Raw genomic sequence first — 22,229 nt, 5'->3', positions numbered from 1 at the left:
ACGCTAGTTATGAAGCTTTTCTTACACGTAAATACCACTCAGATAATAGCCTTACCTGTTTTTTGGTATAGCCTTTAGCCATCATACGCTTGACAAAGTCGTCATGTTTTTGCTGATCATCATTAGAGGTTTTTGCATTGAATGAAATAACCGGCAGTAGATCTTCGGTATTTGAAAACATTTTCTTTTCAATCACGGTGCGCAGTTTTTCATAACTGGTCCAATTAGGATTTTTACCTTTATTATTGGCACGAGCACGTAAAACAAAGTTAACTATTTCATTGCGGAAATCTTTCGGGTTACTGATCCCCGCGGGCTTTTCAATTTTCTCTAATTCATTGTTTAATGCTTCTCTATCGAATAATTGTCCTGTTTCGGTGTCGCGATATTCTTGATCTTGTATCCAAAAATCTGCATAAGTTACGTAGCGGTCAAAGATATTTTGTCCGTATTCAGAGTAAGACTCTAAATAGGCGGTTTGAATCTCTTTACCAATAAATTCAATATATTGTGGTGTTAGGAATTCTTTTAAAAAATTTACATAACGTTCACTGGTTTCTTTTGGCAGCTGTTCTCGCTCTATTTGTTGCTCGAGGACATAAAATAAATGAACAGGGTTAGCAGCAACTTCTGCGTGATCAAAATTAAAAACACGCGATAATATTTTAAAAGCAAACCGTGTTGACAGCCCAGACATACCTTCATCTACGCCTGCATAATCTCGATACTCTTGAAAAGATTTTGCTTTAGGGTCGGTGTCTTTAAGGCTTTCTCCATCATACACGCGCATTTTAGAAAAAATACTCGAGTTTTCAGGCTCTTTTAATCGTGATAACACACTAAATTGCGCTAATGTTTCTAGGGTATCAGGCGCGCATTGTGCGTGACATAATTCACTATTGGTTAGCAATTTTTCATAAATTTTAACTTCTTCAGACACCCGCATACAGTAAGGCACTTTAACAATATACACGCGATCTAAAAATGCTTCGTTATTTTTATTATTACGGAAAGTTTGCCATTCAGATTCATTAGAGTGAGCTAATAAAATACCGTCGAAAGGTAGGGCAGATAAGCCTTCAGTAGGGTTGTAGTTTCCTTCTTGGGTTGCCGTGAGTAATGGGTGCAATACTTTTATTGGCGCTTTGAACATTTCGACAAACTCCATTAACCCTTGGTTTGCTCTGCATAAGGCACCTGAATAACTGTATGCATCAGGGTCATTTTGAGCGAAATGTTCTAATTGGCGAATATCAACTTTACCTACCAGCGCAGAAATATCTTGGTTGTTATCATCGCCAGGCTCTGTTTTTGCTATTGCAAGTTGATCAAGAATTGAAGGATAGGCTTTCACCACATCAAATTTGCTTATGTCGCCTTTAAACTCATGCAAACGTTTGGCAACCCAAGGTGACATAATCGTGTTTAAGTAGCGTTCTGGGATCTGATATTCCTCGAGTAAAATTTTACCATCGGCGTTTTTATCGAATAAACAAAAAGGATGATCATTTACCGGACTACGTTGTCCGTTTGCGCTAAGTACATAAATAGGTTCTTGCTGCATTAAAGCTTTTAACTTTTCAGCAAGAGAAGACTTACCACCACCTACAGGGCCAAGTAAATACAGTATTTGTTTCTTTTCTTCAAGCCCTTGAGAGGCATGTTTAAGATAGGAAACGATTTGCTCTATTGCTTCTTCCATGCCAAAAAACTCTTTAAAGGCAGGGTAACGAGAAATGACGCGGTTTGAGAAAATACGTGATAATCGCGGGTCATTGGCTGTGTCGATCATTTCGGGTTCGCCAATGGCTGATAACAGGCGTTCTGCTGCACTTGCGTACGCCATTTTGTTGTCTCTACATAAAGACAGGAAATCTTGCACAGAACAAGTTTCTTCCTGAAGTTCATCATATCGAGATTGATAATGTTTAAAGATGCTCATAACCGTCTCCTCGAAAAATGTACTCGAATGCGGTGGCAAAGTTGCTATTAGCTAACGGGCTTTATTGTACGTTTACTTAGTGAAGCAATGCTTACCAAGGCATTTAAAAGCTTGAGTTTTTAAAGTTCTATTTTAAGCTTAGTACGGATTTTTTAAGATGATAGAATTTATCGGTAGAAGTTACATAATACTAGAGCATGTTGATCTTTCAAGTTTGTTTTTGCAGCAATTTGTTTGGTATTTATACAAGGCAGAGCTTGTGCCGTGTAGTTATTCTACTCAAATCAAGCGATAACATAGTAGAAATGCCAAATAGGTGCTGCCCGAAGGGTTCAACTAAACGCCTCCTGCTCTTTGTTACTTGAATTAACCATAGAATGACTATGCACAGAAGGCGTTTACCTTGAACAAAACTTAAACAGCAAAGATCAACACGCTCTAGTGAAATTAGAGATAAAAAAACCAGCGACAGTGCGCTGGTTTATCATTAACTTAAGTTAACTTAGGCAAAGTTTGCTGAAGCAAATTCCCAGTTAATTAATGCCCAAAAGCCTTCTAAATAGCTTGGGCGAAGATTACGGTAGTCAATGTAGTAAGCATGTTCCCATAAATCAACGGTCATTAAAGGTGTTAAGCTGTCATCAGTTAATGGCGTAGCTGCGTTAGATGTGTTTACAATATCAACGCCACCATCAGCTGTTTTTACTAACCATGTCCAGCTTGAACCAAAGTTATTCACTGCTTTTTCATTAAAAGCCGTTTTGAATGCTTCAAATGAACCAAACTTTGCATTAATTGCTTCTGCAAGTGCGCCTGTTGGCTCACCGCCGCCGTTAGGGCTTAAGCTATTCCAGTAAAAAGTATGATTCCAAATTTGTGCTGCGTTATTGAAAACACCGCCTTCTGAAGTTTTAACTATGTCTTCTAAAGACTTACCTTCGAAATCAGTACCTTCAATTAAGCCGTTTAATTTTACTACGTACGTATTGTGATGTTTACCGTAGTGATACTCTAAAGTTTCTTGTGAAATATGTGGAGCAAGTGCATCCATCGCGTAAGGTAATGCTGGTAACTCAATAGCCATTTATACTCTCCAGGAATTGATTAGAAATATTTATTTTGCCCTAAAATAAATTAGTGGTTTGAATTTAAAATAATCCGAGTAAAATACTCAGGTATTTTTAATTATGCATAGTGTACTCAAATATATAGGTATTGCTAGCCCAATTATCAAGGCTAAGCGCTTTTATTTAAATATTTTTATTATTAGTAGTTACATCATTGAATAATGATAATGTAATCTCCACTATGTATTGTGTTCGCGTAAATAGATAGAGGCATAAAATGGATACAGTAGAACGTATTAAACAGCAAATCTCAGAAAACAGCATTTTACTATACATGAAGGGTTCACCTAAGTTACCAAATTGTGGTTTCTCAGCTCAAGCGTCTCAAGCATTAATGTCTTGTGGTGAAAAGTTTGCTTATGTTGATATTTTGCAAAATCCTGATATTCGCAGTGAATTACCTATTTATGCCGATTGGCCTACATTCCCTCAACTATGGGTTGAAGGTGAGTTAGTAGGTGGTTGCGATATTATTATTGAGATGTATCAGCAAGGTGAATTAGCACCTCTAGTAAAAGAAGCAGCAGAGCGTGCAGCTGCAAATGAACAATCAGAAGAAAAATAATTTTCAGAACAGGTTGAATTAATTCCTGATGCCTCAATACTATTGAGGTATTAGTAAACATACATAAATAACATTGGAGAATAAAATGAGTGTATTAGTGGGTCGTCCGGCGCCAGATTTTACGGCAGCAGCAGTATTAGGTAGCGGTGAAATTGTAGATAGCTACACATTATCAGAAGCAATTAAAGGCAAAAAAGCTGTTGTATTTTTCTATCCTTTAGACTTTACATTTGTTTGTCCATCAGAGCTTATTGCATTCGATCGTCGTATTGAAGAATTCAAAAGCCGTGGTGTTGAAGTGATTGGTGTTTCAATTGATTCACAATTTTCACACAATGCATGGCGTAATACCCCAGTAAACGAAGGTGGTATTGGTCCAGTTCAATACACGTTAGTTGCTGATGTTAAACATGAGATTTGTCAAGCATATGACGTTGAACACCCAGAAGCTGGTGTTGCATTCCGTGGCTCATTCTTAATTGATGAAGAAGGCAATGTACGTCATCAAGTAGTGAATGATTTACCATTAGGTCGTAACGTTGACGAAATGTTGCGTATGATCGATGCTTTACAATTCCACCAAGAGCACGGTGAAGTATGCCCAGCTGGCTGGAATAAAGGTGATAAAGGTATGACTGCTTCACCAGAAGGTGTTTCGTCTTACTTAACGGATAACGCTGATAACTTATAATTTGCGTTAACGCTTTTTAAAAACCGACGCATAACGTCGGTTTTTTTGTGCCTTTGAAAAGCTACGTTATCTTATTTAGATAAAAACTAAAGGCTATTAGGAATTAAAGTATTAAGTTTACCAATAGTTGTTATTGTAATTTTTTAATGTAATTGCTGTTAAGCAAAATAGACAAATGCATCTATCATATAAGATAGTGCCGAACGTAAAGGGAAAACATGCAGTTACCACAGTCTATTTATGAGAACCTTCCTTACCTCTACTTTTTGATCAGTGGTGCGCTTTTAACACTCGGTGAAACAAGCCATGTATTCATTTTTTCAGCATTTGTTTTTTATATGGCGGCTTGCATTGTTTTGGTTAAAAGGTCGGCATTTCGTCGTTTAGATAAACAGTACCGTAAACAAAACAAGAGATGGTTACCTGAACTTATCTATGAATACTTACCATTTGTTTATCTTGCGGTTGGTATATTTTTATTGATGATTGGCACAAGTGATTTGCTCCAATTCTCTGCATTTGTATTGATTGTTTGGGCGGTAAGAAACTTAGTCTGCCGGCGTCATAATCGACAACGAAAACAGTCCTTGTTTTAATCGTTGCTAACAGGGTCAACTATTGAAGAGGAGGGTAATGGCCACCCACCTAGCTGTTGCCACTTATTTACGATATAACAATAAAGCTCTGCTGTTTTCTCAGTGTCGTATAGTGCAGAATGCGCTTCTTTGTTATCAAAGGCTAATCCGGCTGCTTCGCACGCTTTTGCTAATACGGTTTGTCCAAGCGCCAAGCCTGATAATGTTGTGGTATCAAAACTGACGAAAGGGTGAAAAGGGGTGCGTTTTATGGAACAGCGCTCAGTAGCTGCATTGACAAAGCCTAAGTCAAAAGCCGCGTTATGCGCGACCATAATGGCACGTTTGCAGCCAGCAGCTTTCATTTTTTTACGAATAAATTTAAACGTTTCTTTTAATGCTTCGCTTTCTAATACGGCAGCCCTTAGCGGATTAGTTGGGTCGATTCCGGTAAATTCTAATGCTGCAGGTTCAAGGTTTGCTCCTTCAAAAGGCTCAACATTAAAATGTATAGTTTCATCGAGTGATAACATGCCGGTTTCTTCGTTAAAGGAAAGCGTTGTAGCCGCTATCTCTAATAATGCATCTGTTTGCGCATTAAAACCTGCTGTTTCAACATCAACTACAACGGGAAAATACCCTCTAAAACGTTCTGAAAATTTATACGTTGTTGGCGTTTCAATGTTTGATTGCTGGTTACTACTGTTATCGAGCATTAATTTTTATCTTTGAACGTGTTTTGTGGCTATTATCGCAGAATTTTTTAGTGAAAACTAATTCAGTGTCGAATAAAACGTTATCAATTCGCAGTTTTACATCACTTGCGGTAAACTGATTATTAAGTTGATTGTTTTCTAGGCTTTGATTGTGTGAACTTTCAATGAACGTAATAAGATTCATGTTATAGATAGATAGATGAACATTATAAGCGGATTTTAGTCTGTACCCTTTCCCTGTTTATCTGTGTTGTTGTTATTAAATAATTTTTAAAGTAATTTTGAACCGTGCCGATATAAGTTTTAAGCCAAAAAATTGAATAGTGATTATGAAAAAAATACTTATTGCTGCCTCAATCGCCTTGTTTGTAAGCCAAGCTAGTGCTGGTATTCGACAATATCAAGCCGATATAGCAAGTTCTAAGTGGCACTTGGTAGATGAATCAAGGCTACAATGTACGTTATCGCACAGTATTCCCAATTATGGTGAAGCAACCTTTTCTGCGAAAGCCAATCGAAGTTCAAATATGCTTTTTGAACTCGATATGCTTGGTTTGCCCGATAACTATTCATTAGCTGAAGTACGTTCAGTTGCGCCTAATTGGCGGCCAGGTAATGCTGGCAGAACGCTCGCGAACATGAAGCTTCATAAACAGTTTTCTCCTGATCTTCCTAAAAAAGTTGCGTGGACATTACTTTCTGAATTAGAAAAGGGCATGTCACCGACCTTTTATTATAATGATTGGTACAACGACCGCGATAAAGTGTCAGTAGGGTTGTCAACTTCACGTTTTCATAAAGCATATCAAAAGTTTGTTTCGTGCGTGGGTAATTTATTAAATTACAGTTTTGATGACATTTCATATACGGTGTTAAATTTTGAATTTGGTAGCGATAAATTTACCAAAGCGTCGAAAAGAAAAATTAACATGATCAGAGAATATTTATCTTTAGATCAAGAGTTAGATATTGTCTTAATTGATGGCTTTACCGATAGTTACGGCGGAAGAAATACAAACTTAAAAACGTCCGAGAAACGTGCGAATAAAATACGTCAATATTTTATTGATAATGGTATTGAACCTAGCCGTATTGAAGCAAAGGGGTATGGTGAAAAGCGTCACATAGCTTCTAACCAAACGGTGTTAGGACGAGCAAAAAACCGCCGCGTTGTGATCAGAATGGACAAACCATAAAATTCATTTCTTAATGTTATAAGCCTTGTATTTACAAGGCTTTTTTCTTTTTTATCACAAAGAAAAAATCAGAGCTTATCACATAAATAATTCCTGCAATTATGCCCCATAAATGCGCATCTATCGCAACATTCGCATCAATCATATTGGCGAGTTGCTCGCTAGCGCCGAATAATTGTTCATAACCGACTTTAATGAGCACACCAGCAAGAAGAAGGTAGCCGGTGTGATCTTTATGCTTAATGTCTTGAATAGCACCCCAAATAAATAATGCGTGTAGCACCCCTGACATACCTACGTATCTTTGCAGTTCTGGTGAGCTGTAATAAACACCTACACTAACAATAATGGCTGCAATAAACATGAGTAAAAGAAATTCATAGCGAGAATAATAACGGCGATGAAGTAAGAATAATAACGCTAACGCCGCTAAATTTAGCAGCAAATGCTGGTAATTGGTATGTAACAAGTGGCTGGTAAACAGCCGCCATAATTGCCCTTGCTCAAGAGAAGACCTTTCAAATTCAAAGAGTTGATAATATTGTTCATGTAGAAAAAATGCTAAAATACATAAGATAAAAAGCGTTATTGGATAAAGATCTGTACGGCGTAGTGGGAAAGGTAATTGCATAGGCATATAATAGTTTTTTAAGTTGGCTGTCTCATGTTTATAACGTAGTGGCATACCATAAGGTTTCTTTGCATTTTCAGCCTGCTAGTTTCTGTTTATCAATCACATAATTCAAGATTTTATTTATGCCTAGAGCAATATGTCAAAGTTGTCAGCGACCTAAAACCAGTTGCATTTGCCGTTTATTTGTATCAATTATCAATCACATTGAAATTGTTATTTTACAGCACCCAAGCGAGGTTAAGCAAAGCAAAGGTAGCGTTACGTTGTTAAAGGGCTCTTTGCAAAAGTGCCATGTGTTGCAAGGAGAATCTTTTAAAGGTAATGCCGATTACCAAAAATTATTTTTGCAAAAAAATCATAACACGGTTTTGTTATATCCAAGTGATAAATCTGAATTAATTAGTCAGCTGAGCAACAAAAATCATCAACAAGGTGCAATTAAAAGAATAATTTTATTAGATGGTACGTGGAAGAAAGCCTATCGAATGTATATGTCTAACCCTGAACTTCACTCGTTACCGCATATTCGCTTACCTGATAATATATCTAGCCTATATGATGCTAGGTCAACCAAGAAAAAAGGTGGCTTATCTACTTTAGAGGCTGCTTGTCATACATTGTCACAGTTAGAGGACAATGATATAAAATACCAAGAATTATTAAATAGCTTTAAAGCGTTTAACCAACAACTTTTAGCTTTTAGACCTTCTACCTTATGAGGACATTACTTTTGTTTAAGTCGTATTCCGTTACAAGTGCATTAATTGCGAGTTTATTCGTTTTTCAACCTATGCAAAGTTGGGCTAGTAATACCCCATACCGTATTCAAGAAGATAGGGAGCCTGAAGCCGCGACTGGGATCACGGTTAAGCAGGCAGTCACTAAAAAGAAGTTCATGGTTGCTACCGCAAATCCTTATGCAACGAAAATTGGTTATAAGATTTTAGAGAAAGGGGGAAGCGCAATTGATGCTGCTATTGCTGTGCAATTAGCATTGACCTTAGTTGAGCCTCAATCATCAGGTATTGGGGGAGGCGCCTTTATTCTTCATTGGGACAAAAAGAATCAACATTTAACAACGTTTGACGGGCGTGAAGTTGCTCCAAAAGCAGCAACACCTGATATTTTCCTAGATAAAAACGATAAAGCGGTTCCGTGGATTAAAGCTGTGGTTGGCGGGCGTTCTGTCGGCGTTCCCGGGGTGTTGGCAGCGCTAAAAAAAGCGCATGATAAATATGGCAAGCTTCCTTGGAAAGACCTTTTTACTGATGTGATAACACTTGCTGAACAGGGCTTTATCGTTTCACCTCGTTTGCAAAAGTTAGTTGAAATGCAATACAACCCAGGCATCACTGAACTTGATGAAATTAGGGAATACTTTTTCCCTGATGGTCATGCAGTAAAAGCGGGCGATAAACTGAAAAATAAAAAATTAGCAAAGGTGTATCGCAGTTTATCAGAAGAAGGTATCAGTCCTTTTTATCAAGGCTGGATTGCAAAGAGTATCGTCAAGGCTGTTCAATCGTCACCGGTAGCTCCTGGCAAGTTGTCTACTGAAGATTTAGCAAGCTATCAAGCGAAAGAAGTGCAACCAGTATGTGGTAGCTATCGTGATTACCGTATATGCGGTATGGCGCCTCCTAGTTCAGGTGGCGTTGCGGTACTGCAAATTCTTAAACAACTTGAACCTTTTGATATGGCTAAATTAGCTTTTGAAGATGCGCAAACAGTTCATTTATTTACCCAAAGTTCGCGTTTAGCTTTTGCTGATAGAGCAAGATATATTGCAGATGATGGTTTTGTTAACGTGCCTACAAGTACGTTAGTGAGTGAACAATACCTTAATCAACGAAGTAAGCTTATTAATATTCATCAAGATATGGGTAAAGCAACAGCAGGTGAAGTTGAATCATTAACAGCATTAGCTGATAACGTATCGATAGAATTACCTTCAACGAGCCATATTTCAATTGTTGACGCTGATGGTAATGCTATTTCGATGACTACCAGTATTGAAATGGCATTTGGCTCTGCAGTAATGGCAGAGGGCTTTATCTTGAACAATCAATTAACGGACTTTTCATTGGCGCCTTCGGTGAATGGTCAGCTGGTTGCTAATCGTTTAGAAGCAAATAAACGACCAAGAAGTTCTATGGCACCCACCATGGTGTTCAAAGGAGATGATCTGACGCTGGTGGTAGGATCGCCAGGAGGCAGCAGAATTATTAATTATGTAGCTCAAACTATTATGGGAGTATTAGATTGGGGGCTTGATCCGCAACAGGCGATTAATATGCCAAAGGTGACTAACCGCAATCGTATTACCACCTTAGAAAAGGGAACGTCCATAGTGGGTTTAGCAACAGAACTAAAAGCGAAAGGGCACGAAATTGCCATTCGTGATTTAAATAGTGGTATTCATGCGATTGAAGTAAAAAAATCGAGTTTAGTGGGGGGAGCTGACCCAAGGCGTGAAGGTACAGTAATGGGGCAATAAAAAGCCCGAGTATTGTCGGGCCTTTAGCAATGCCTATGCTCGTATGTTAGAACGGATCTTTTAAAATTTTATTGATGACCCAAGTATCGTCTTTTTGAATTAACGAGATCCGCTTAACATCTTTATATACTTCTCCGTGGTAGGTGCCGTCGAAGTAAACGGTAATGACGGCTTGATCTTTAAATTGCTCTCTCACTTTTACACCGGTATCGTCAGGCTTAATTTCTACTTGATCAAATGACATGTTAAATAAGTGACGAGCCACAGCACGAGGTGATTTGTAGTGTAAAATTATGCGCGCTAATTTGGGAGAACAAACAGACGCCGCTTTCTGAACATCTCTTTCGTTATAAAGTGCGTGGAAAAACGCTATGGTGATTTTCTCAGGGTTGTCTAATTCTTTAATTTCATCTTCACTACCACCACAGGCAGTTAACATAGCCAAACAAGGTAGGATAATAAGTAAAAGATATTTTCTCATAATGGTATTACAATCCGAACTAAATATAAGGCAATAATACATTATTTTGGCCAATAAAAAAGGCGCATGGTGCGCCTTATCGAATTGAGTGATGTGCTTATTGCACCAGCTCTTTATCAGAGAAACTATCAGTGAACAGTGCACTTGATAAATAACGCTCTGCAGAACTTGGTAGAATAACGACAATATTTTTGCCTTCATTTTCAGGTTTTTCAGCTAATCTTTTGGCAGCTACTACAGCTGCACCTGATGAAATACCGGCTAAAATACCTTCTTCTTTCATGAGCTTGTGCGCCATAGCCATAGCATCTTCATTTGATACTTGTTCAACAGCATCAACGACAGAAAGATCTAAGTTGCCAGGAATAAAACCAGCACCAATGCCTTGGATTTTATGTGGCCCTGGTTTTAGTTCTTCACCCGCTAATTTTTGGCTGATCACAGGAGAATCGGTAGGCTCTACAGCAACAGACAGTACATCTTTACCTTGTGTATTTTTAAGGTAACGACTAACACCTGTAATAGTACCACCAGTACCCACACCTGCAACAAAGATATCAACATTACCGTTGGTATCTTCCCAAATTTCAGGGCCCGTTGTTTTTTCATGGATTTCAGGATTTGCAGGGTTTTCAAACTGACCTAGCAACACATATTTTTCAGGAGCAGAATCTTTAATTTCTTGTGCTTTAGCAATTGCACCACCCATACCTTTTGCGCCATCAGTTAACTCTAATTTTGCACCAAGGGCAGCTAATAATTTACGGCGCTCTAAGCTCATTGTTGCTGGCATAGTTAGTGTAATAGCATAACCTCTTGCCGCAGCAACAAAGGCTAGTGCAATACCTGTGTTTCCACTTGTAGGTTCAATAATTTCTTTGCCTTCGACTAACTCACCACGTTTTTCAGCATCCCAGATCATGTTTGCGCCAATTCGGCATTTAACACTAAAGCTTGGGTTGCGTGCTTCAACTTTTGCGTAAACATTACCGCTTGTTACGCGGTTTAATTTTACTAGTGGGGTGTTACCAATTGCAGTTGAGTTATCTTGGAATATATTTGCCATGTGCGCATCCTTTATTCTTGCTTAATCAATATCAATGTTGATCAGCATGATCGAATTTATCATTGTTTGTTTGTATACTTTTAGGGAATGTACTTTTTGTCGTGGTTTTTACAAAAAATTATTTGTATATTTATATTAATAAATTGCCCTTGTGTATACATTTTTGAAGTATTACACGTAGACTAGCTTTCTGACTTATAGTGCATTTCAAAAAGTCATCACACCCTAGTATGCTAATGATTAATAGTAGACATAAAAAATAGAAAAAGAAGTGCCAATTAGTTATATCTTATATTCTAAAAAGTAATAAATAATTAGCTAGTTAAACAATAATTAAAAGAAAACATGCAATATGATGGAAGAAAATCAACGTGCGTTAGCTGAACCCAAAGCTGAAACGCAACAAGCGTTACCGTTATCAAAGCAAGAAACCAAAACAATATTGACTCCCTTTGCCTTTGAAATAAATCGACAATTATTCGGCTTACCCTTAGCTGTCCCTTGGCGCAGAGGCGTAGCCTTATTGATAGACTTTATTATTATTGCCATGTTAGCTGAGACGCCAGGAGAACTGTTAGCGTTATTAGCTGCGTTAACCTTTTTCCGTTTAGGCAGTAAAAAACGCGCTAAACAAATGGGTAAAAAACGAGGGATTAGACGCTTTATATTACAAACCACAGGTGCTCTAGTTATATTTGTCGTGCTTATTGATACCATTCCACCTATGTTTAATGAAAACTATTGGATATCTCACGATACTGAGTCAGTAGAAGTTGAAGCTGAACCTGAGGCTGCTTCTGCTGAGAAAACATCCTTTGCTGAACAAACTTTCAATAAAGGGGTTGAATGGTCAAAAGGCGTGGTGAAAGATTTAGGATTAGGTTTTGGTTGGGCTGCACTATACTTTTCTGTATTAACCGCCATTTGGCATGGTCAAACACCAGGAAAAAAATTACTAAAAATACGTGTAGTTCAGCTTGATGGTACGCCGTTGTCTGTTTGGGACAGTTTTGGTAGATATGGCGGATATGGCGCGGGGTTAGCAACAGGGCTACTTGGCTTTATACAAATTTATTGGGACCCAAACAGGCAAGCAATACACGATAAAATATCATCAACGATCGTGATTGATGTGACAAAAGCAAAACGCGAAAATCATCCGGCTCAGCAAGCTGGCTATCGCGTTAAACCAGACGAATGAGGTCGCTTATGAATACTATTGTTTTACGTTATTTTCCATTATTACTTTGTTTACTTTTTACACCTTTTACATGGTCAAGTAGCAAGACGTTAGCGCCTGAGCTTATGTTATTTAAAGACTACTTAGGAACCTGGCAATCACAGTTTCCGGTAGGTAAAGGGCAACCTGAAGTAGAAGATGTTGCCCGTTGGGAGCGTGCCTTAAATGGCATGGCCATTAGAACATTGCACTCAATCAACCAAGGTGAATATGGCGGTGAATCACTTATTTTTTATGATAAAGAAAAACAAAAAATTGTGTTTTACTATTTCACTACTGCTGGTTTTTATACCACTGGACATATGGAATTGGTTGATGAAAAGACTTTAATCGCTTATGAAGAGGTTAGTGGCAACAAAGAAGGGATAACACAGGTAAAGTCAACGAATGAACTGTTAGGTAATTCAATGAAAGTATCAACGTCATATCTTAAAAAAGGTACTTGGACAACACCTGAAACAAGAGTATATCAACGCAGTGATAAACAGGTAGTGTTTAAATAACATACTTTGGTTACCATCTGACGGGTTATTCAGCCATGTTGTGCTGTTCGTAAAAGAAGCTTATTTACTCTATCACTGGATAATGTTTTAAGCTTCTTTTACTTGACTAAACTAAACTAAATTAATTTAAACTAGACTATGGCAACCACGCATAGCTTATTTTAGTAAAAAATGTGCGTTGCTCTCGCGTTAATCGGTCTAGATAATCATCTTGGTAACTACTATCTGAATACCCTAAATAAAAGACCGTTTGTGGGTTAAGCTTGTATGCGTAAATAAGCTGTGTTGACAGATCATTATTACGCGCAGACACACCAACAAATGGGTTGTTATCAGGGTTACGGTCAATATCACTATACACAAGGTTAAGTTTTAAATAACTGTGTACATTAAATTGATAAGATAGTCGTAATTCTGACAGCTTAGCTTGATAGACTTCTTGTTTATCTGCATCTAGGCTAGCGTCTGTGTAATAAAATTCGCCTGATAGCTTTTCGGTGAAACTATAGGTAATACCAGCGAATATTTCTTGGTAATCACCAAGTCGATTATTGTTATAGTCGATTTTGTCACCAGCAATAAACTCAGCTTGTAGCAATAAATTATTTCCCGGTTCTACCTGACCGTATAGTGTGATCGCTTTCTCGGTAAATAAGGTCGCGTTGTTATCAATGGTTAGTTGAGTTTCATCATGACGTAAACCTATTTTATCGTCATAATTTAATATCAGCTCAAAGTAAGATTGCATTGGGCCATCAATACCCACTAATGACTGTAAGTTTTTTTCCAGTAACTCGCCATTTTCATTATGTTTGATTTGCCAACTACCACTTACTTTAACTTCTTGCCACGGTGTATGTTCATCGCCGTAAAAAAAGCGATCTAAGGTAAGCGAATTTGCTTGATAATCAGCTAAAGTCATAAAGCCTAAGTCAGCTCGAAAGTCTTTACCTACTTGTTTATGCTCAGCTAGTAAGCCCCAATATTCTGAGCTGTGCTCATAACTGGCAAGAAAAGCATGATCGCTAAAGTCGTCTTGTTTATTACTTCTGTGCACTTGCTCGGTATAAGCGCAGTTGCCAAAGCTACATTCCGTTTGCTGTGGTTTATCGCAGTCATTGAAAGCACTGCCATAGCAAAAACTTTGGTATAGATCTGTTGGATATTGAGTGTTTGAGCCTAATAACTGGGCTTTTATTTGATTTGATTCGTTGATGCGATAATTGCCGTCAATGCCAACAACATAGTTGTGATATTGATCACTGTCACGTAAGGTGGACACAGTGCCAATTGAAAAATCTTCATTAATATCATAGCGATATCGCATAGCCGCTGAGTGACTGTCTTGTGCTAAAGATGCGATGTTTGAGCCAGTATTACCCGGTACAATAAAGTTAGTTTCAGTATCATTAGTAACAAAAACACCATAACTGTGCGCGCCTTCTGTTCCGGTTACCTTGGCACCATAATCGGGATCAGCAATATTACGGGTATACACTAAATCAAAATTCGAACTAAAATAATCTGCGTTATCTAGAAAGAAAGGGCGTTTCTCATCATAAAAAAGCGAAAAGGTTTTATTAATATTTAATTGCCCAGCATCTGATTCTACTGTTGAAAAGTCAGGGTTAATGGTAGCATTTAATAAGTTATTACTATTGATGTTCCATCTTAAATCAAGACCTGCATCAACATTGTTGTTACTGTGCCATTCGTCGGAAGGGTTATAGATATCTCTTGATTCATTTTTTGTCGCCACAACAGCAGGCGTTAACATAAGATTTTTACTGGCTTTTGCGTTTTTAAAACCAGATATTTCAGGAGACTGGCAAAGCCAACAATCGTTGTTTCTATCTATTTCTTGATTGGATATTCTCAGTTTTGTATCGTCAGGGTATAACCTAATTAATTCAAACGCCCATGTTTTGATGTTTTTGCTGTTTTCAAAGTTTAAAATGCCATAGGGAATAGCCATTTCTACTTGATAGCCATCTTCAATAAGTTTGCCGAATGAATCCCAAATACCATCCCATGCGCGATTAGGCGTTTGCGTCATCTCATTATTAATGCCGTCGTGCTGTACTCCATACGCATTAACAAAAAACTCATAATTTAACCGTCTAGTGTTAAACGTATCTAATTTGATGCCAACAATATCATCAGACCATCTAGAATCTCTATCTCCTAAAAAGGCTTTAACTTCTTCGTTCTTCCTTGTTTTTGCAATGAATGATATGTAGATAAACTCGCCATTTTCAACTAATCGAGCCACCGTAGTCACGGGGCTCGGTTTGTTGTTCCATGGACTGTTGACAATTGTTAATGGGATTTCTTTTGCTTTTTTCCAGATATCATCGGTTAATTCTCCGTCTATTACTGCGGATTGATTAACGTATGGAATTTGATAGTTTTGTTCTTCTGAGTGTGCGGTGTTACTACATAGTGAGGTTAGTGAAATTAACATCACGATGGCGCAGTATTTAAATGAAAACTGCATTTTTGCTCCAAATTTATTATTGTTTTGTTGAACCAGAATGTTTCTGGAAATCCTTTTGAAGGCGAATTTTTACAAATTTTTACAAACTTAACAACGTATAAAATAAAAAAAAGCCATCACAGACGGCTTTTATATCATTAAATTAATAGTGTGAATGTTGCTGTTATTTTATCCATGCGTAACTAACTTTAATAAAAACACTCCGTTGTTGTTGTTCTAAGTCATGAAAGTTACGCTCTGCTTGGTGATTGTCTGAATACCCTAAATAAAACACAGTCTGTGGATTGATTTTATAGGCATACAATAACTCGGTTCCAACACCCTTATGGTATGGCGCAATGTTTTCAGGTGCGGTATATAAATAGTTACTCGCATTTCTGTTTGTGTTGTTATACACAAATGAAAAACGTAAAAAGCTTTTTACGTCAAATTGATAGGTGGTTCTAATCTCTGTTAAACGTGCATTGAATAAAGGCTTATTATCGGCGTTTAATTGATTGAAAATATGCTTTAATCGCACTTCTAAGTGTTTGTTGACATTCCAGTTTGCTTGTAGATCAAACTGCTTGCTTATGCCTAATCGGTTATTGCTATAGTCAATGGCATCTCCGTAACTTGCGTTAGCATATAAATATAGCCCTAAAATGGGTTTTATATCGCCTTTTATGCCAAGTTGCTGTTCGGTAAATAACGAAGTATTACCATCAATCGTTAATATGGATTTATTGTGTCTTGTTCCAACTTTATCTCGCTTTGTATAGTAAAGTTGTAGCCATGAACTATAAGTCGCGTTTATCGACGCATTAATGTCAAACTCACGCTCTATTAGATCACCGGCATCATTGTGTGTTATATCCCAATCAGAATATATTTTTGCTTGTGTCCACCAATTACCTGCTTTTGCGTACCAGGTTCTATCTCCACCAATCGCAAATTTATTGTGATCAACATAAGAAATAAAACCTAAGTCACCACGAAAATCTGAGTTTTGCTTATCGTAAGATGCAAAATAATGCCACTTTTCATCATTATGGTAATAACCTGCACGAAATGCATTACCACTAAAAGGTTTATCTCGTTGTGTTCTTAATACATTTTCATTGTAAGCACATGCACCAAATTGACAATCTGCTGGTGTAGTTTGCTGGCATGCTTCTACATTGTCATCATTGCAGAACTGTTGGAATAAGTCGTCAGGGTATTCAGTATTTGAATAGAGGTATTGAAACTTGAATACATCATAAGTAGAAAGTTTGAACCTTGCATCTATACCGTGAACAGCATTATGGTAATTTTTTGCATCACGTAAGGTGGAAACCCAACCAAGGGTTATATCTTTATTATAACTATAACGGTATCGAATTGCTGCTGCGTTTGATTTTTCGTCAATTCTGGCCACTGATGACGCTCTATTACCAGGAATTAAAATATTAGTGGTTTCATCGTCAGTAACAAACAGTGCGTATGTGTGATTATTATGTCGGCCGGTTAATTTCGCACCATAGTTAGGGGCATTGATGTTACGTGTGTATATAAGATCATAGTTGGTATCGAAATAATCAGCATTGTCTAGAAAGAAAGGGCGCTTTTCGTCGTAATATAAAGCGAACGTATTATTAATATTTAGTTGCGCATTGTCTGTTTCAACGGTTGAAAAGTCAGGATTAATAGTGGCATTTAATAAGGTGTCTGCGGTAATACCCCAACGTAAATCTAAGCTGGCTTCGGTATTATTGTTTTTGTGCCACTCTCCGTTATTATCTTTATCTTGGTGAATACCTGATACCAATGAAGGTGCGATAATTAAGTTGTCGCCTTGCTTAGCTCCTTTAAAGCCTGTTGCGGTATGTAGTTGACAAAGCTCACAACTATTATTTCTATCAAGTACAATATTTGAAATGCGTAATTGTTCATTTCGAGGATAAAACCGCATTAATTCTATGCCCCAATCTTGCAGGCTTGTTTTTTCTTTAAAGTTAAGCATACGAAGCGGCAGTGCCATTTCAACAATATAGCCTTTATCGGTAAGTCGACCTGCACTGTCCCAAATACCATCCCAAGCATCACTTTCTCTTTGTGTGACTTCATTTTCAATACCGTCAATTTGAGAACCCATCGGGTTAACTAAAAAACGGTAAGCGGCACGCTGATCGTTAAAAGTATCTATTTTAATGCCAACAATATCATCACCCCATGACTTATCGCGGTCACGTATAAAGGCCCTGATTTGGGTTGGATCTGGATCTTGAGCAATAAAAGCCAGATAAAAAACTTCACCATTTTCCATCAGTAATGCTTCGGTACTTATCGGACTTTTTGTATTGTTATATGGGCGGGTGACTATGTCTAACGACACTTTAGTTGCATGTTGCCATTGTGGATCAGTGAGATCAGCGTCAACATAAATTTCCCCTTGAATACGAGGAATATTTATGTCTCTTTTTTGCTTACTGTAAGCGTAATTACTGGTGAAACATAAACAGAAGAGCGCTAGGCTAGAAGCGAAAATATACAGCGTTTTGGCAGAGGGTATCGATAGCATTCTTTTTTATAATTATCATTGTAGAGAGCGCGCAATGTAAAAATTGTGCCGTATTATGTCAAAGTATTTTCGATGACTTGCTTTTTACATCAGTTTAATAACGTCAGTTAGGGTCTGTTGAACTTTCGCGTTTATTTTTGCAGCAGTTTATGGGTATTTAGACAAAGCATTGCAATTAATGTGTGGTTATTCCACATAATGTGTGGTTATTCCACATGGTAAAGCAATATTGACGTATAAATGACAAAAAACGCTGCCTTTTGGGTTCAATTAAACACTATTTCAACATCGTTGTTCGCAATTTACATGGAATAACCATGCGACATTGCTCACGCCTTGAACAAAAAGCGTTTAATTTGAACGAAATTTAATCTCAAAAGTTCAACAGACCCTAGTAAACCGCTTGGGAATTATTGAGATAATAGGTTCAACCATATAAAAAATATGATAACTTATTGTGTAACGTAGTTAACATTTTTCCGATGCTTCATGTCTAATTTGTTATTTAATTTATTGGCGCTCGTGGTCTTTGTTGTTTGCTGGATGGGTTACACAGAATTTGCCAGAAAAAAAGCGAAAACCACTAACTGTATAGCGCGTAGTTTACACCAGCATAGAATACTTTGGATGTACGAAGTGATCACTCGAGACATCAAAGTTGGCGAAGCTGCACTACTTGCTAACCTAGAGCGAAACATTGCTTTTTTTGCCTCATCGACGTTACTTGTCTTAGCGGGTGTACTAACGCTATTTGCACAAGTAGAAAAATTAGAAGCGGTGATTGCAACCATCCCCTATGCTGATTTTCCTAACCATACCATGATACAACTTAAGCTTGGCTTACTTGCTTTTATATTCGTTATGGCATTCTTCCAGTTTACATGGTCAATGAGGCAATATGGCTTTATCAATGTTATGGTTGGTGCTTCACCAACAGATCAATCGGGTACCAATAAAAACTTATTAGCTTACGCAAAGCAAATGGCGATAGTGCAAGACCAAGCGGCGCATTCTTATAATTATGGTTTGCGATCTTATTACTTTTCAATTGCGGCTATTTGTTGGTTTTTTCACCCGTTATTATTTATTCTAGCTAGCGTGCTGGTTGTGTATACGTTATATAACCGCGAGTTTAGATCAAAGGCTGTGCGTGCTATCACAGCCGGGCAAGAAATATTACATAGTGAACGAAATGAGAAGCTTAATAAATTGAGCCGCTAGCAGAATGTCAAAACAATACGCAAATTTTGGCCCTACGGATTTTGACAAGTTTGATTGTGTAAAAATTGCCTTTGGGGTTTATTTAATTCTACTGTTTATCTTACGCGGTTATCTTATCTGGTTAATGTCAGTCACTAATATGCAAGACAGGGTCAGTATTATTGCGTGGGTGTACCCTGAACCTAAATTATTTTACCTAAGTTTATTATCTGGTTTAGGCGGCATATTAACCGTATTTCTATTGAGTTTACGTCGGCCTGGTGCAAATAGTTTTATCAAAAAAATGTGTCATCAGTTAAAAAATATTTTATTTATTGCACTGTTTTTTGATTGGTTAATAAATTTACTGGCCTATTACTTTTGGCAAATGCAAAGCAAAGAATGGCTATTGATTAATTCAACTATCATTATAATAGCTGTGATTTATTTATACTCGAGCAAAAGAGTTAATATCAATGTACAAGAATTTCCAGAAAAATTACCAGAAAAGTAGGGTGAGCACGTGAGTAATGATACACAAGAACATCGGTTAGTTATTCTAGATACCGAAACAACTGGTATAAACCCTAGAGAAGGTCATAGGATTGTTGAAATTGGCTGTGTAGAGATGATAAACCGCCAATTAACTGGGCGAACGTATCATGCGTATATTAACCCTCAATTTCAGATGGAACAGGAAGTAATCGACGTTCATGGCTTAACGAATGAATTTTTACGCGACAAACCATTATTCGCTGATGTAGCGGGTGCTTTTATTGATTTTATCAAAGGCGCAGAATTAGTCATACATAATGCTAAATTTGATGTTGGCTTTATGGATCATGAATTCAATATGGCTAGAGCACAGTTACCGATGACTGAAGATATTTGTACGGTTACTGATACATTAAAAGTATCTAAAGATGAATTTGGTTCACCGAAAACCTTAGACTTTTTAGCAAGACATTACCGGGTAGATGGCTTAATTGATCGTACTTATCACGGCGCTTTGATTGATGCTCAATTACTTGCTTTTGTTTATGTTGAAATGACACGTAAACAATCTACGCTTAACTTTTCCATGGGTGATGGTCAGGAAAACGGTGAAGATAGTAATGCTATAAAACGTTTATCAAGTGAACGACAAAAATTAAAGGTTGTGCATGCATCTGCCGATGAAGAAGAACAACATAAAAAAAGGTTAGCGTTGATCGCTGACAAAGGGAGTGAGCCAATATGGCAATAATGAAATGGTTGACTGTGTTATTAATGGTAGGGCTTTATGCGATACCTGCCGTTGCTGTTCAAGACACTAAAACTGAAATTCATTATTATGAGCAAGATAACGTAACCAATCGTGTTCCGTATTTTGACAATAGGTTTCACATTGATGCACAGCTTGAAGAAATTACCTTGTTGTTTTATCGACGAAGTGGAACACCTCCCATCATTTTAGTACGTCCAGATGGCAGCAAGATTAAAGTCACTAATGCGGAGAAAGGTAAAGTAGAATGGTACGATGATACTACGTTCGATATGATCCGTATCGTCCGTCCAATGCCAGGGCCTTGGCAAGCAATAGGCGCAATTTTACCTGATAGCAAAATAATGATTGTTTCAGAAGTTAAGCTAGAAGTAGAACCATTAGCTGACATTTTACTTTCCGGTGAAACCCTCAAGATAACCAGTAAATTATATAATCAAGAAAGAGCGATAGATGATCCACTGTTTAATGATGTGATCAAATTAACCATCGACTTTTACAGCACTAATAATACAGGCTACGATAATTTTGGCGCAGAACCTATAGAAATAGGTACTTTCAGAGACGATGGTTACGAGTTAGATGAATATGCCCGCGACGGTATTTTTACCGGTGAATTTGAATTGGATTTTTCACCCGGTGAGTGGACACCTATTTATCGGGTAATTATGCCAATGGCAACAAGGGAGTTACGACAACAACCTGTTATTGTTCGTCCGAACCCCATTTCTATCGAGGTTAAGCCAACAACAGATCCGCTCGCCTTTCACGAAGTGACTATTCATATCGATGAAAGCTATGTTGATCCTGACAGTTTAATTTTTCAGGGCAAAATTACTTACCCCGATCGTCAGTCTGAACCTTTCGCAATTATGGAAGGTAACGGAACATCTCGGGTGAAAGAAGTTGGTTATACTGAGCCTGGTGTACACAGAATCACATTAAATGCATTCGGAAATACAAAAAACGGGCGAGAGTTTCGTTTAGTGGTGCCAGACTTTACCTTTAATGTTGAACGAGAAGGCGGCCCTTTAGTCCCTAACTTAGATGAATCTTCTCAAAGTGAGGCTGAAAAACAAGCAGCGGCGTTAATATTAAAATTAGAGCAAGAAAAAGAAGCGCGTGAATTAGCATTGAAGCAAGCGAAAGAACAAAAAGAAGCCGAGGCAGAGGCACAAGCACAACAAAATATTATTATGGTGATTGTTGCGAATGTTGTTTTATTGCTACTAGCTGGGGTTGCGGTGTTCTTTATGAGACGTAAAAAGCAATAAAATGCTGCTAAATTCAACTTATTGTTCAGCAATTATGCAAGCAGTAATATTAATGTAAAAAAGGGGTTGACGCCTCGCACTGTTATCCGTATTATTCCCGCCGCATTCAACGACTTGTTGTTGAATTTAGGAATACTTGTGTGGAGTGGTAGTTCAGTTGGTTAGAATACCGGCCTGTCACGCCGGGGGTCGCGGGTTCGAGTCCCGTCCACTCCGCCA

20 protein-coding genes and 1 tRNA gene are annotated in these 22,229 nt (G+C 37.7%); 13 read left to right on the top strand and 8 right to left on the bottom strand.

The genetic code is table 11. From position 1 onward, the window contains the following. Positions 1–7 precede the first annotated feature (7 nt). Positions 8–1,942 carry a PrkA family serine protein kinase gene (locus tag Q4489_RS14920; RefSeq protein WP_303481706.1) on the bottom strand — a complete coding sequence of 645 codons (1,935 nt, stop codon included), beginning with the start codon at positions 1,940–1,942 and terminating at the stop codon, positions 8–10. 502 nt (positions 1,943–2,444) lie between these two features. Then, positions 2,445–3,026 (bottom strand): Fe-Mn family superoxide dismutase, encoded by a 582-nt coding sequence (locus tag Q4489_RS14910; RefSeq protein WP_303481703.1) that lies wholly within the window; start codon positions 3,024–3,026, stop codon positions 2,445–2,447. Between the two features lie 260 nt (positions 3,027–3,286). On the opposite strand from Q4489_RS14910, the gene grxD reads away from it, so the two are divergent. The 3 genes from grxD (at position 3,287) to Q4489_RS14895 (ending at position 4,921) form a co-directional block, all read left to right on the top strand. After that, positions 3,287–3,634 carry a Grx4 family monothiol glutaredoxin gene (grxD, locus tag Q4489_RS14905; protein WP_303481699.1) on the top strand — a complete coding sequence of 116 codons (348 nt, stop codon included), beginning with the start codon at positions 3,287–3,289 and terminating at the stop codon, positions 3,632–3,634. 85 nt (positions 3,635–3,719) lie between these two features. Beyond that, positions 3,720–4,325 carry a peroxiredoxin gene (locus Q4489_RS14900; RefSeq protein ID WP_074499246.1) on the top strand — a complete coding sequence of 202 codons (606 nt, stop codon included), beginning with the start codon at positions 3,720–3,722 and terminating at the stop codon, positions 4,323–4,325. A 218-nt stretch (positions 4,326–4,543) separates the two neighbouring features. Beyond that, positions 4,544–4,921 (top strand): hypothetical protein, encoded by a 378-nt coding sequence (locus Q4489_RS14895; protein WP_303481694.1) that lies wholly within the window; start codon positions 4,544–4,546, stop codon positions 4,919–4,921. On the opposite strand, the gene rnt is transcribed toward Q4489_RS14895, so the two are convergent. Continuing rightward, a complete protein-coding gene (gene rnt / locus Q4489_RS14890; RefSeq protein WP_303481692.1) occupies positions 4,918–5,616 on the bottom strand; it encodes a ribonuclease T in 699 nt (232 codons plus the stop codon). The genes Q4489_RS14895 and rnt overlap by 4 nt on opposite strands. Positions 5,617–5,945: 329 nt before the next feature. Between rnt and Q4489_RS14885 the strand changes: the two genes are divergently transcribed. Continuing rightward, the gene (locus Q4489_RS14885; RefSeq protein ID WP_303481690.1) at positions 5,946–6,812 is read left to right on the top strand and encodes an OmpA family protein; all 867 of its coding nucleotides are present in this window, start codon (positions 5,946–5,948) and stop codon (positions 6,810–6,812) included. Between the two features lie 31 nt (positions 6,813–6,843). Here Q4489_RS14885 and rrtA read toward each other — a convergent pair whose 3' ends face one another. Next, positions 6,844–7,497, bottom strand: coding sequence for a rhombosortase (gene rrtA / locus Q4489_RS14880; RefSeq protein ID WP_303481689.1), 654 nt, complete (start codon positions 7,495–7,497; stop codon positions 6,844–6,846). A 71-nt stretch (positions 7,498–7,568) separates the two neighbouring features. Here rrtA and Q4489_RS14875 point away from each other — a divergent pair, with 71 nt between their 5' ends. Beyond that, complete coding sequence (locus Q4489_RS14875) at positions 7,569–8,165, top strand: tRNA-uridine aminocarboxypropyltransferase (RefSeq protein WP_303481688.1); 597 nt, start codon at positions 7,569–7,571, stop codon at positions 8,163–8,165. Further along, the gene (gene ggt, locus Q4489_RS14870) at positions 8,162–9,943 is read left to right on the top strand and encodes a gamma-glutamyltransferase (RefSeq protein ID WP_303481686.1); all 1,782 of its coding nucleotides are present in this window, start codon (positions 8,162–8,164) and stop codon (positions 9,941–9,943) included. Before Q4489_RS14875 ends, ggt begins: the two co-directional genes overlap by 4 nt. A 46-nt stretch (positions 9,944–9,989) precedes the next feature. Here ggt and Q4489_RS14865 read toward each other — a convergent pair whose 3' ends face one another. Beyond that, the gene (locus Q4489_RS14865; RefSeq protein WP_303481684.1) at positions 9,990–10,424 is read right to left on the bottom strand and encodes a hypothetical protein; all 435 of its coding nucleotides are present in this window, start codon (positions 10,422–10,424) and stop codon (positions 9,990–9,992) included. A gap of 97 nt (positions 10,425–10,521) precedes the next feature. Continuing rightward, the gene (cysK, locus tag Q4489_RS14860; RefSeq protein ID WP_303481682.1) at positions 10,522–11,490 is read right to left on the bottom strand and encodes a cysteine synthase A; all 969 of its coding nucleotides are present in this window, start codon (positions 11,488–11,490) and stop codon (positions 10,522–10,524) included. 352 nt (positions 11,491–11,842) lie between these two features. Here cysK and Q4489_RS14855 point away from each other — a divergent pair, with 352 nt between their 5' ends. Together Q4489_RS14855 and Q4489_RS14850 are read left to right on the top strand one after the other, a co-directional pair. Continuing rightward, positions 11,843–12,691, top strand: a complete 849-nt coding sequence (locus tag Q4489_RS14855) for an RDD family protein (protein WP_368389612.1) — start codon at positions 11,843–11,845, stop codon at positions 12,689–12,691. An 8-nt stretch (positions 12,692–12,699) separates the two neighbouring features. After that, entirely contained in the window at positions 12,700–13,233 is a 534-nt protein-coding gene (locus Q4489_RS14850) for a hypothetical protein (protein ID WP_303481680.1), read from the top strand. Between the two features lie 136 nt (positions 13,234–13,369). On the opposite strand, the gene Q4489_RS14845 is transcribed toward Q4489_RS14850, so the two are convergent. After that, entirely contained in the window at positions 13,370–15,730 is a 2,361-nt protein-coding gene (locus tag Q4489_RS14845; RefSeq protein WP_303481678.1) for a carbohydrate binding family 9 domain-containing protein, read from the bottom strand. A 163-nt stretch (positions 15,731–15,893) separates the two neighbouring features. Further along, a complete protein-coding gene (locus Q4489_RS14840; protein ID WP_303481676.1) occupies positions 15,894–18,272 on the bottom strand; it encodes a carbohydrate binding family 9 domain-containing protein in 2,379 nt (792 codons plus the stop codon). Between the two features lie 489 nt (positions 18,273–18,761). Here Q4489_RS14840 and Q4489_RS14835 point away from each other — a divergent pair, with 489 nt between their 5' ends. From Q4489_RS14835 to Q4489_RS14815, 5 genes are all read left to right on the top strand, one after another. Next, the gene (locus Q4489_RS14835) at positions 18,762–19,493 is read left to right on the top strand and encodes a DUF599 domain-containing protein (protein WP_303481674.1); all 732 of its coding nucleotides are present in this window, start codon (positions 18,762–18,764) and stop codon (positions 19,491–19,493) included. Between the two features lie 4 nt (positions 19,494–19,497). Continuing rightward, positions 19,498–19,986, top strand: coding sequence for a DUF2919 family protein (locus Q4489_RS14830; RefSeq protein ID WP_303481672.1), 489 nt, complete (start codon positions 19,498–19,500; stop codon positions 19,984–19,986). Between the two features lie 9 nt (positions 19,987–19,995). Then, a complete protein-coding gene (gene dnaQ, locus Q4489_RS14825; RefSeq protein WP_303481670.1) occupies positions 19,996–20,718 on the top strand; it encodes a DNA polymerase III subunit epsilon in 723 nt (240 codons plus the stop codon). Further along, entirely contained in the window at positions 20,709–22,010 is a 1,302-nt protein-coding gene (locus Q4489_RS14820) for a TIGR03503 family protein (protein ID WP_303481669.1), read from the top strand. Before dnaQ ends, Q4489_RS14820 begins: the two co-directional genes overlap by 10 nt. A gap of 142 nt (positions 22,011–22,152) precedes the next feature. Beyond that, positions 22,153–22,229 (top strand) — tRNA-Asp (locus tag Q4489_RS14815).

This window comes from Thalassotalea sp. 1_MG-2023 (assembly GCF_030546745.1).
In the GTDB taxonomy this organism is placed as follows: Bacteria; Pseudomonadota; Gammaproteobacteria; order Enterobacterales; family Alteromonadaceae; genus Thalassotalea_C.
Note: the sequence above shows the minus strand (reverse complement) of the source record. Positions and strands in the feature narration are given on the sequence as shown.

What these genes read in the sequence shown, in the direction of transcription:
- Q4489_RS14920 (WP_303481706.1), bottom strand. Translation starts at nt 1,942, where the DNA reads ATGAGCATCTTTAAACATTATCAATCTCGATATGATGAACTTCAGGAA.
- Q4489_RS14910 (WP_303481703.1), bottom strand. Translation starts at nt 3,026, where the DNA reads ATGGCTATTGAGTTACCAGCATTACCTTACGCGATGGATGCACTTGCT.
- grxD (WP_303481699.1), top strand. Translation starts at nt 3,287, where the DNA reads ATGGATACAGTAGAACGTATTAAACAGCAAATCTCAGAAAACAGCATT.
- Q4489_RS14900 (WP_074499246.1), top strand. Translation starts at nt 3,720, where the DNA reads ATGAGTGTATTAGTGGGTCGTCCGGCGCCAGATTTTACGGCAGCAGCA.
- Q4489_RS14895 (WP_303481694.1), top strand. Translation starts at nt 4,544, where the DNA reads ATGCAGTTACCACAGTCTATTTATGAGAACCTTCCTTACCTCTACTTT.
- rnt (WP_303481692.1), bottom strand. Translation starts at nt 5,616, where the DNA reads ATGCTCGATAACAGTAGTAACCAGCAATCAAACATTGAAACGCCAACA.
- Q4489_RS14885 (WP_303481690.1), top strand. Translation starts at nt 5,946, where the DNA reads ATGAAAAAAATACTTATTGCTGCCTCAATCGCCTTGTTTGTAAGCCAA.
- rrtA (WP_303481689.1), bottom strand. Translation starts at nt 7,497, where the DNA reads ATGCCACTACGTTATAAACATGAGACAGCCAACTTAAAAAACTATTAT.
- Q4489_RS14875 (WP_303481688.1), top strand. Translation starts at nt 7,569, where the DNA reads ATGCCTAGAGCAATATGTCAAAGTTGTCAGCGACCTAAAACCAGTTGC.
- ggt (WP_303481686.1), top strand. Translation starts at nt 8,162, where the DNA reads ATGAGGACATTACTTTTGTTTAAGTCGTATTCCGTTACAAGTGCATTA.
- Q4489_RS14865 (WP_303481684.1), bottom strand. Translation starts at nt 10,424, where the DNA reads ATGAGAAAATATCTTTTACTTATTATCCTACCTTGTTTGGCTATGTTA.
- cysK (WP_303481682.1), bottom strand. Translation starts at nt 11,490, where the DNA reads ATGGCAAATATATTCCAAGATAACTCAACTGCAATTGGTAACACCCCA.
- Q4489_RS14855 (WP_368389612.1), top strand. Translation starts at nt 11,843, where the DNA reads ATGATGGAAGAAAATCAACGTGCGTTAGCTGAACCCAAAGCTGAAACG.
- Q4489_RS14850 (WP_303481680.1), top strand. Translation starts at nt 12,700, where the DNA reads ATGAATACTATTGTTTTACGTTATTTTCCATTATTACTTTGTTTACTT.
- Q4489_RS14845 (WP_303481678.1), bottom strand. Translation starts at nt 15,730, where the DNA reads ATGCAGTTTTCATTTAAATACTGCGCCATCGTGATGTTAATTTCACTA.
- Q4489_RS14840 (WP_303481676.1), bottom strand. Translation starts at nt 18,272, where the DNA reads ATGCTATCGATACCCTCTGCCAAAACGCTGTATATTTTCGCTTCTAGC.
- Q4489_RS14835 (WP_303481674.1), top strand. Translation starts at nt 18,762, where the DNA reads ATGTCTAATTTGTTATTTAATTTATTGGCGCTCGTGGTCTTTGTTGTT.
- Q4489_RS14830 (WP_303481672.1), top strand. Translation starts at nt 19,498, where the DNA reads ATGTCAAAACAATACGCAAATTTTGGCCCTACGGATTTTGACAAGTTT.
- Q4489_RS14820 (WP_303481669.1), top strand. Translation starts at nt 20,709, where the DNA reads ATGGCAATAATGAAATGGTTGACTGTGTTATTAATGGTAGGGCTTTAT.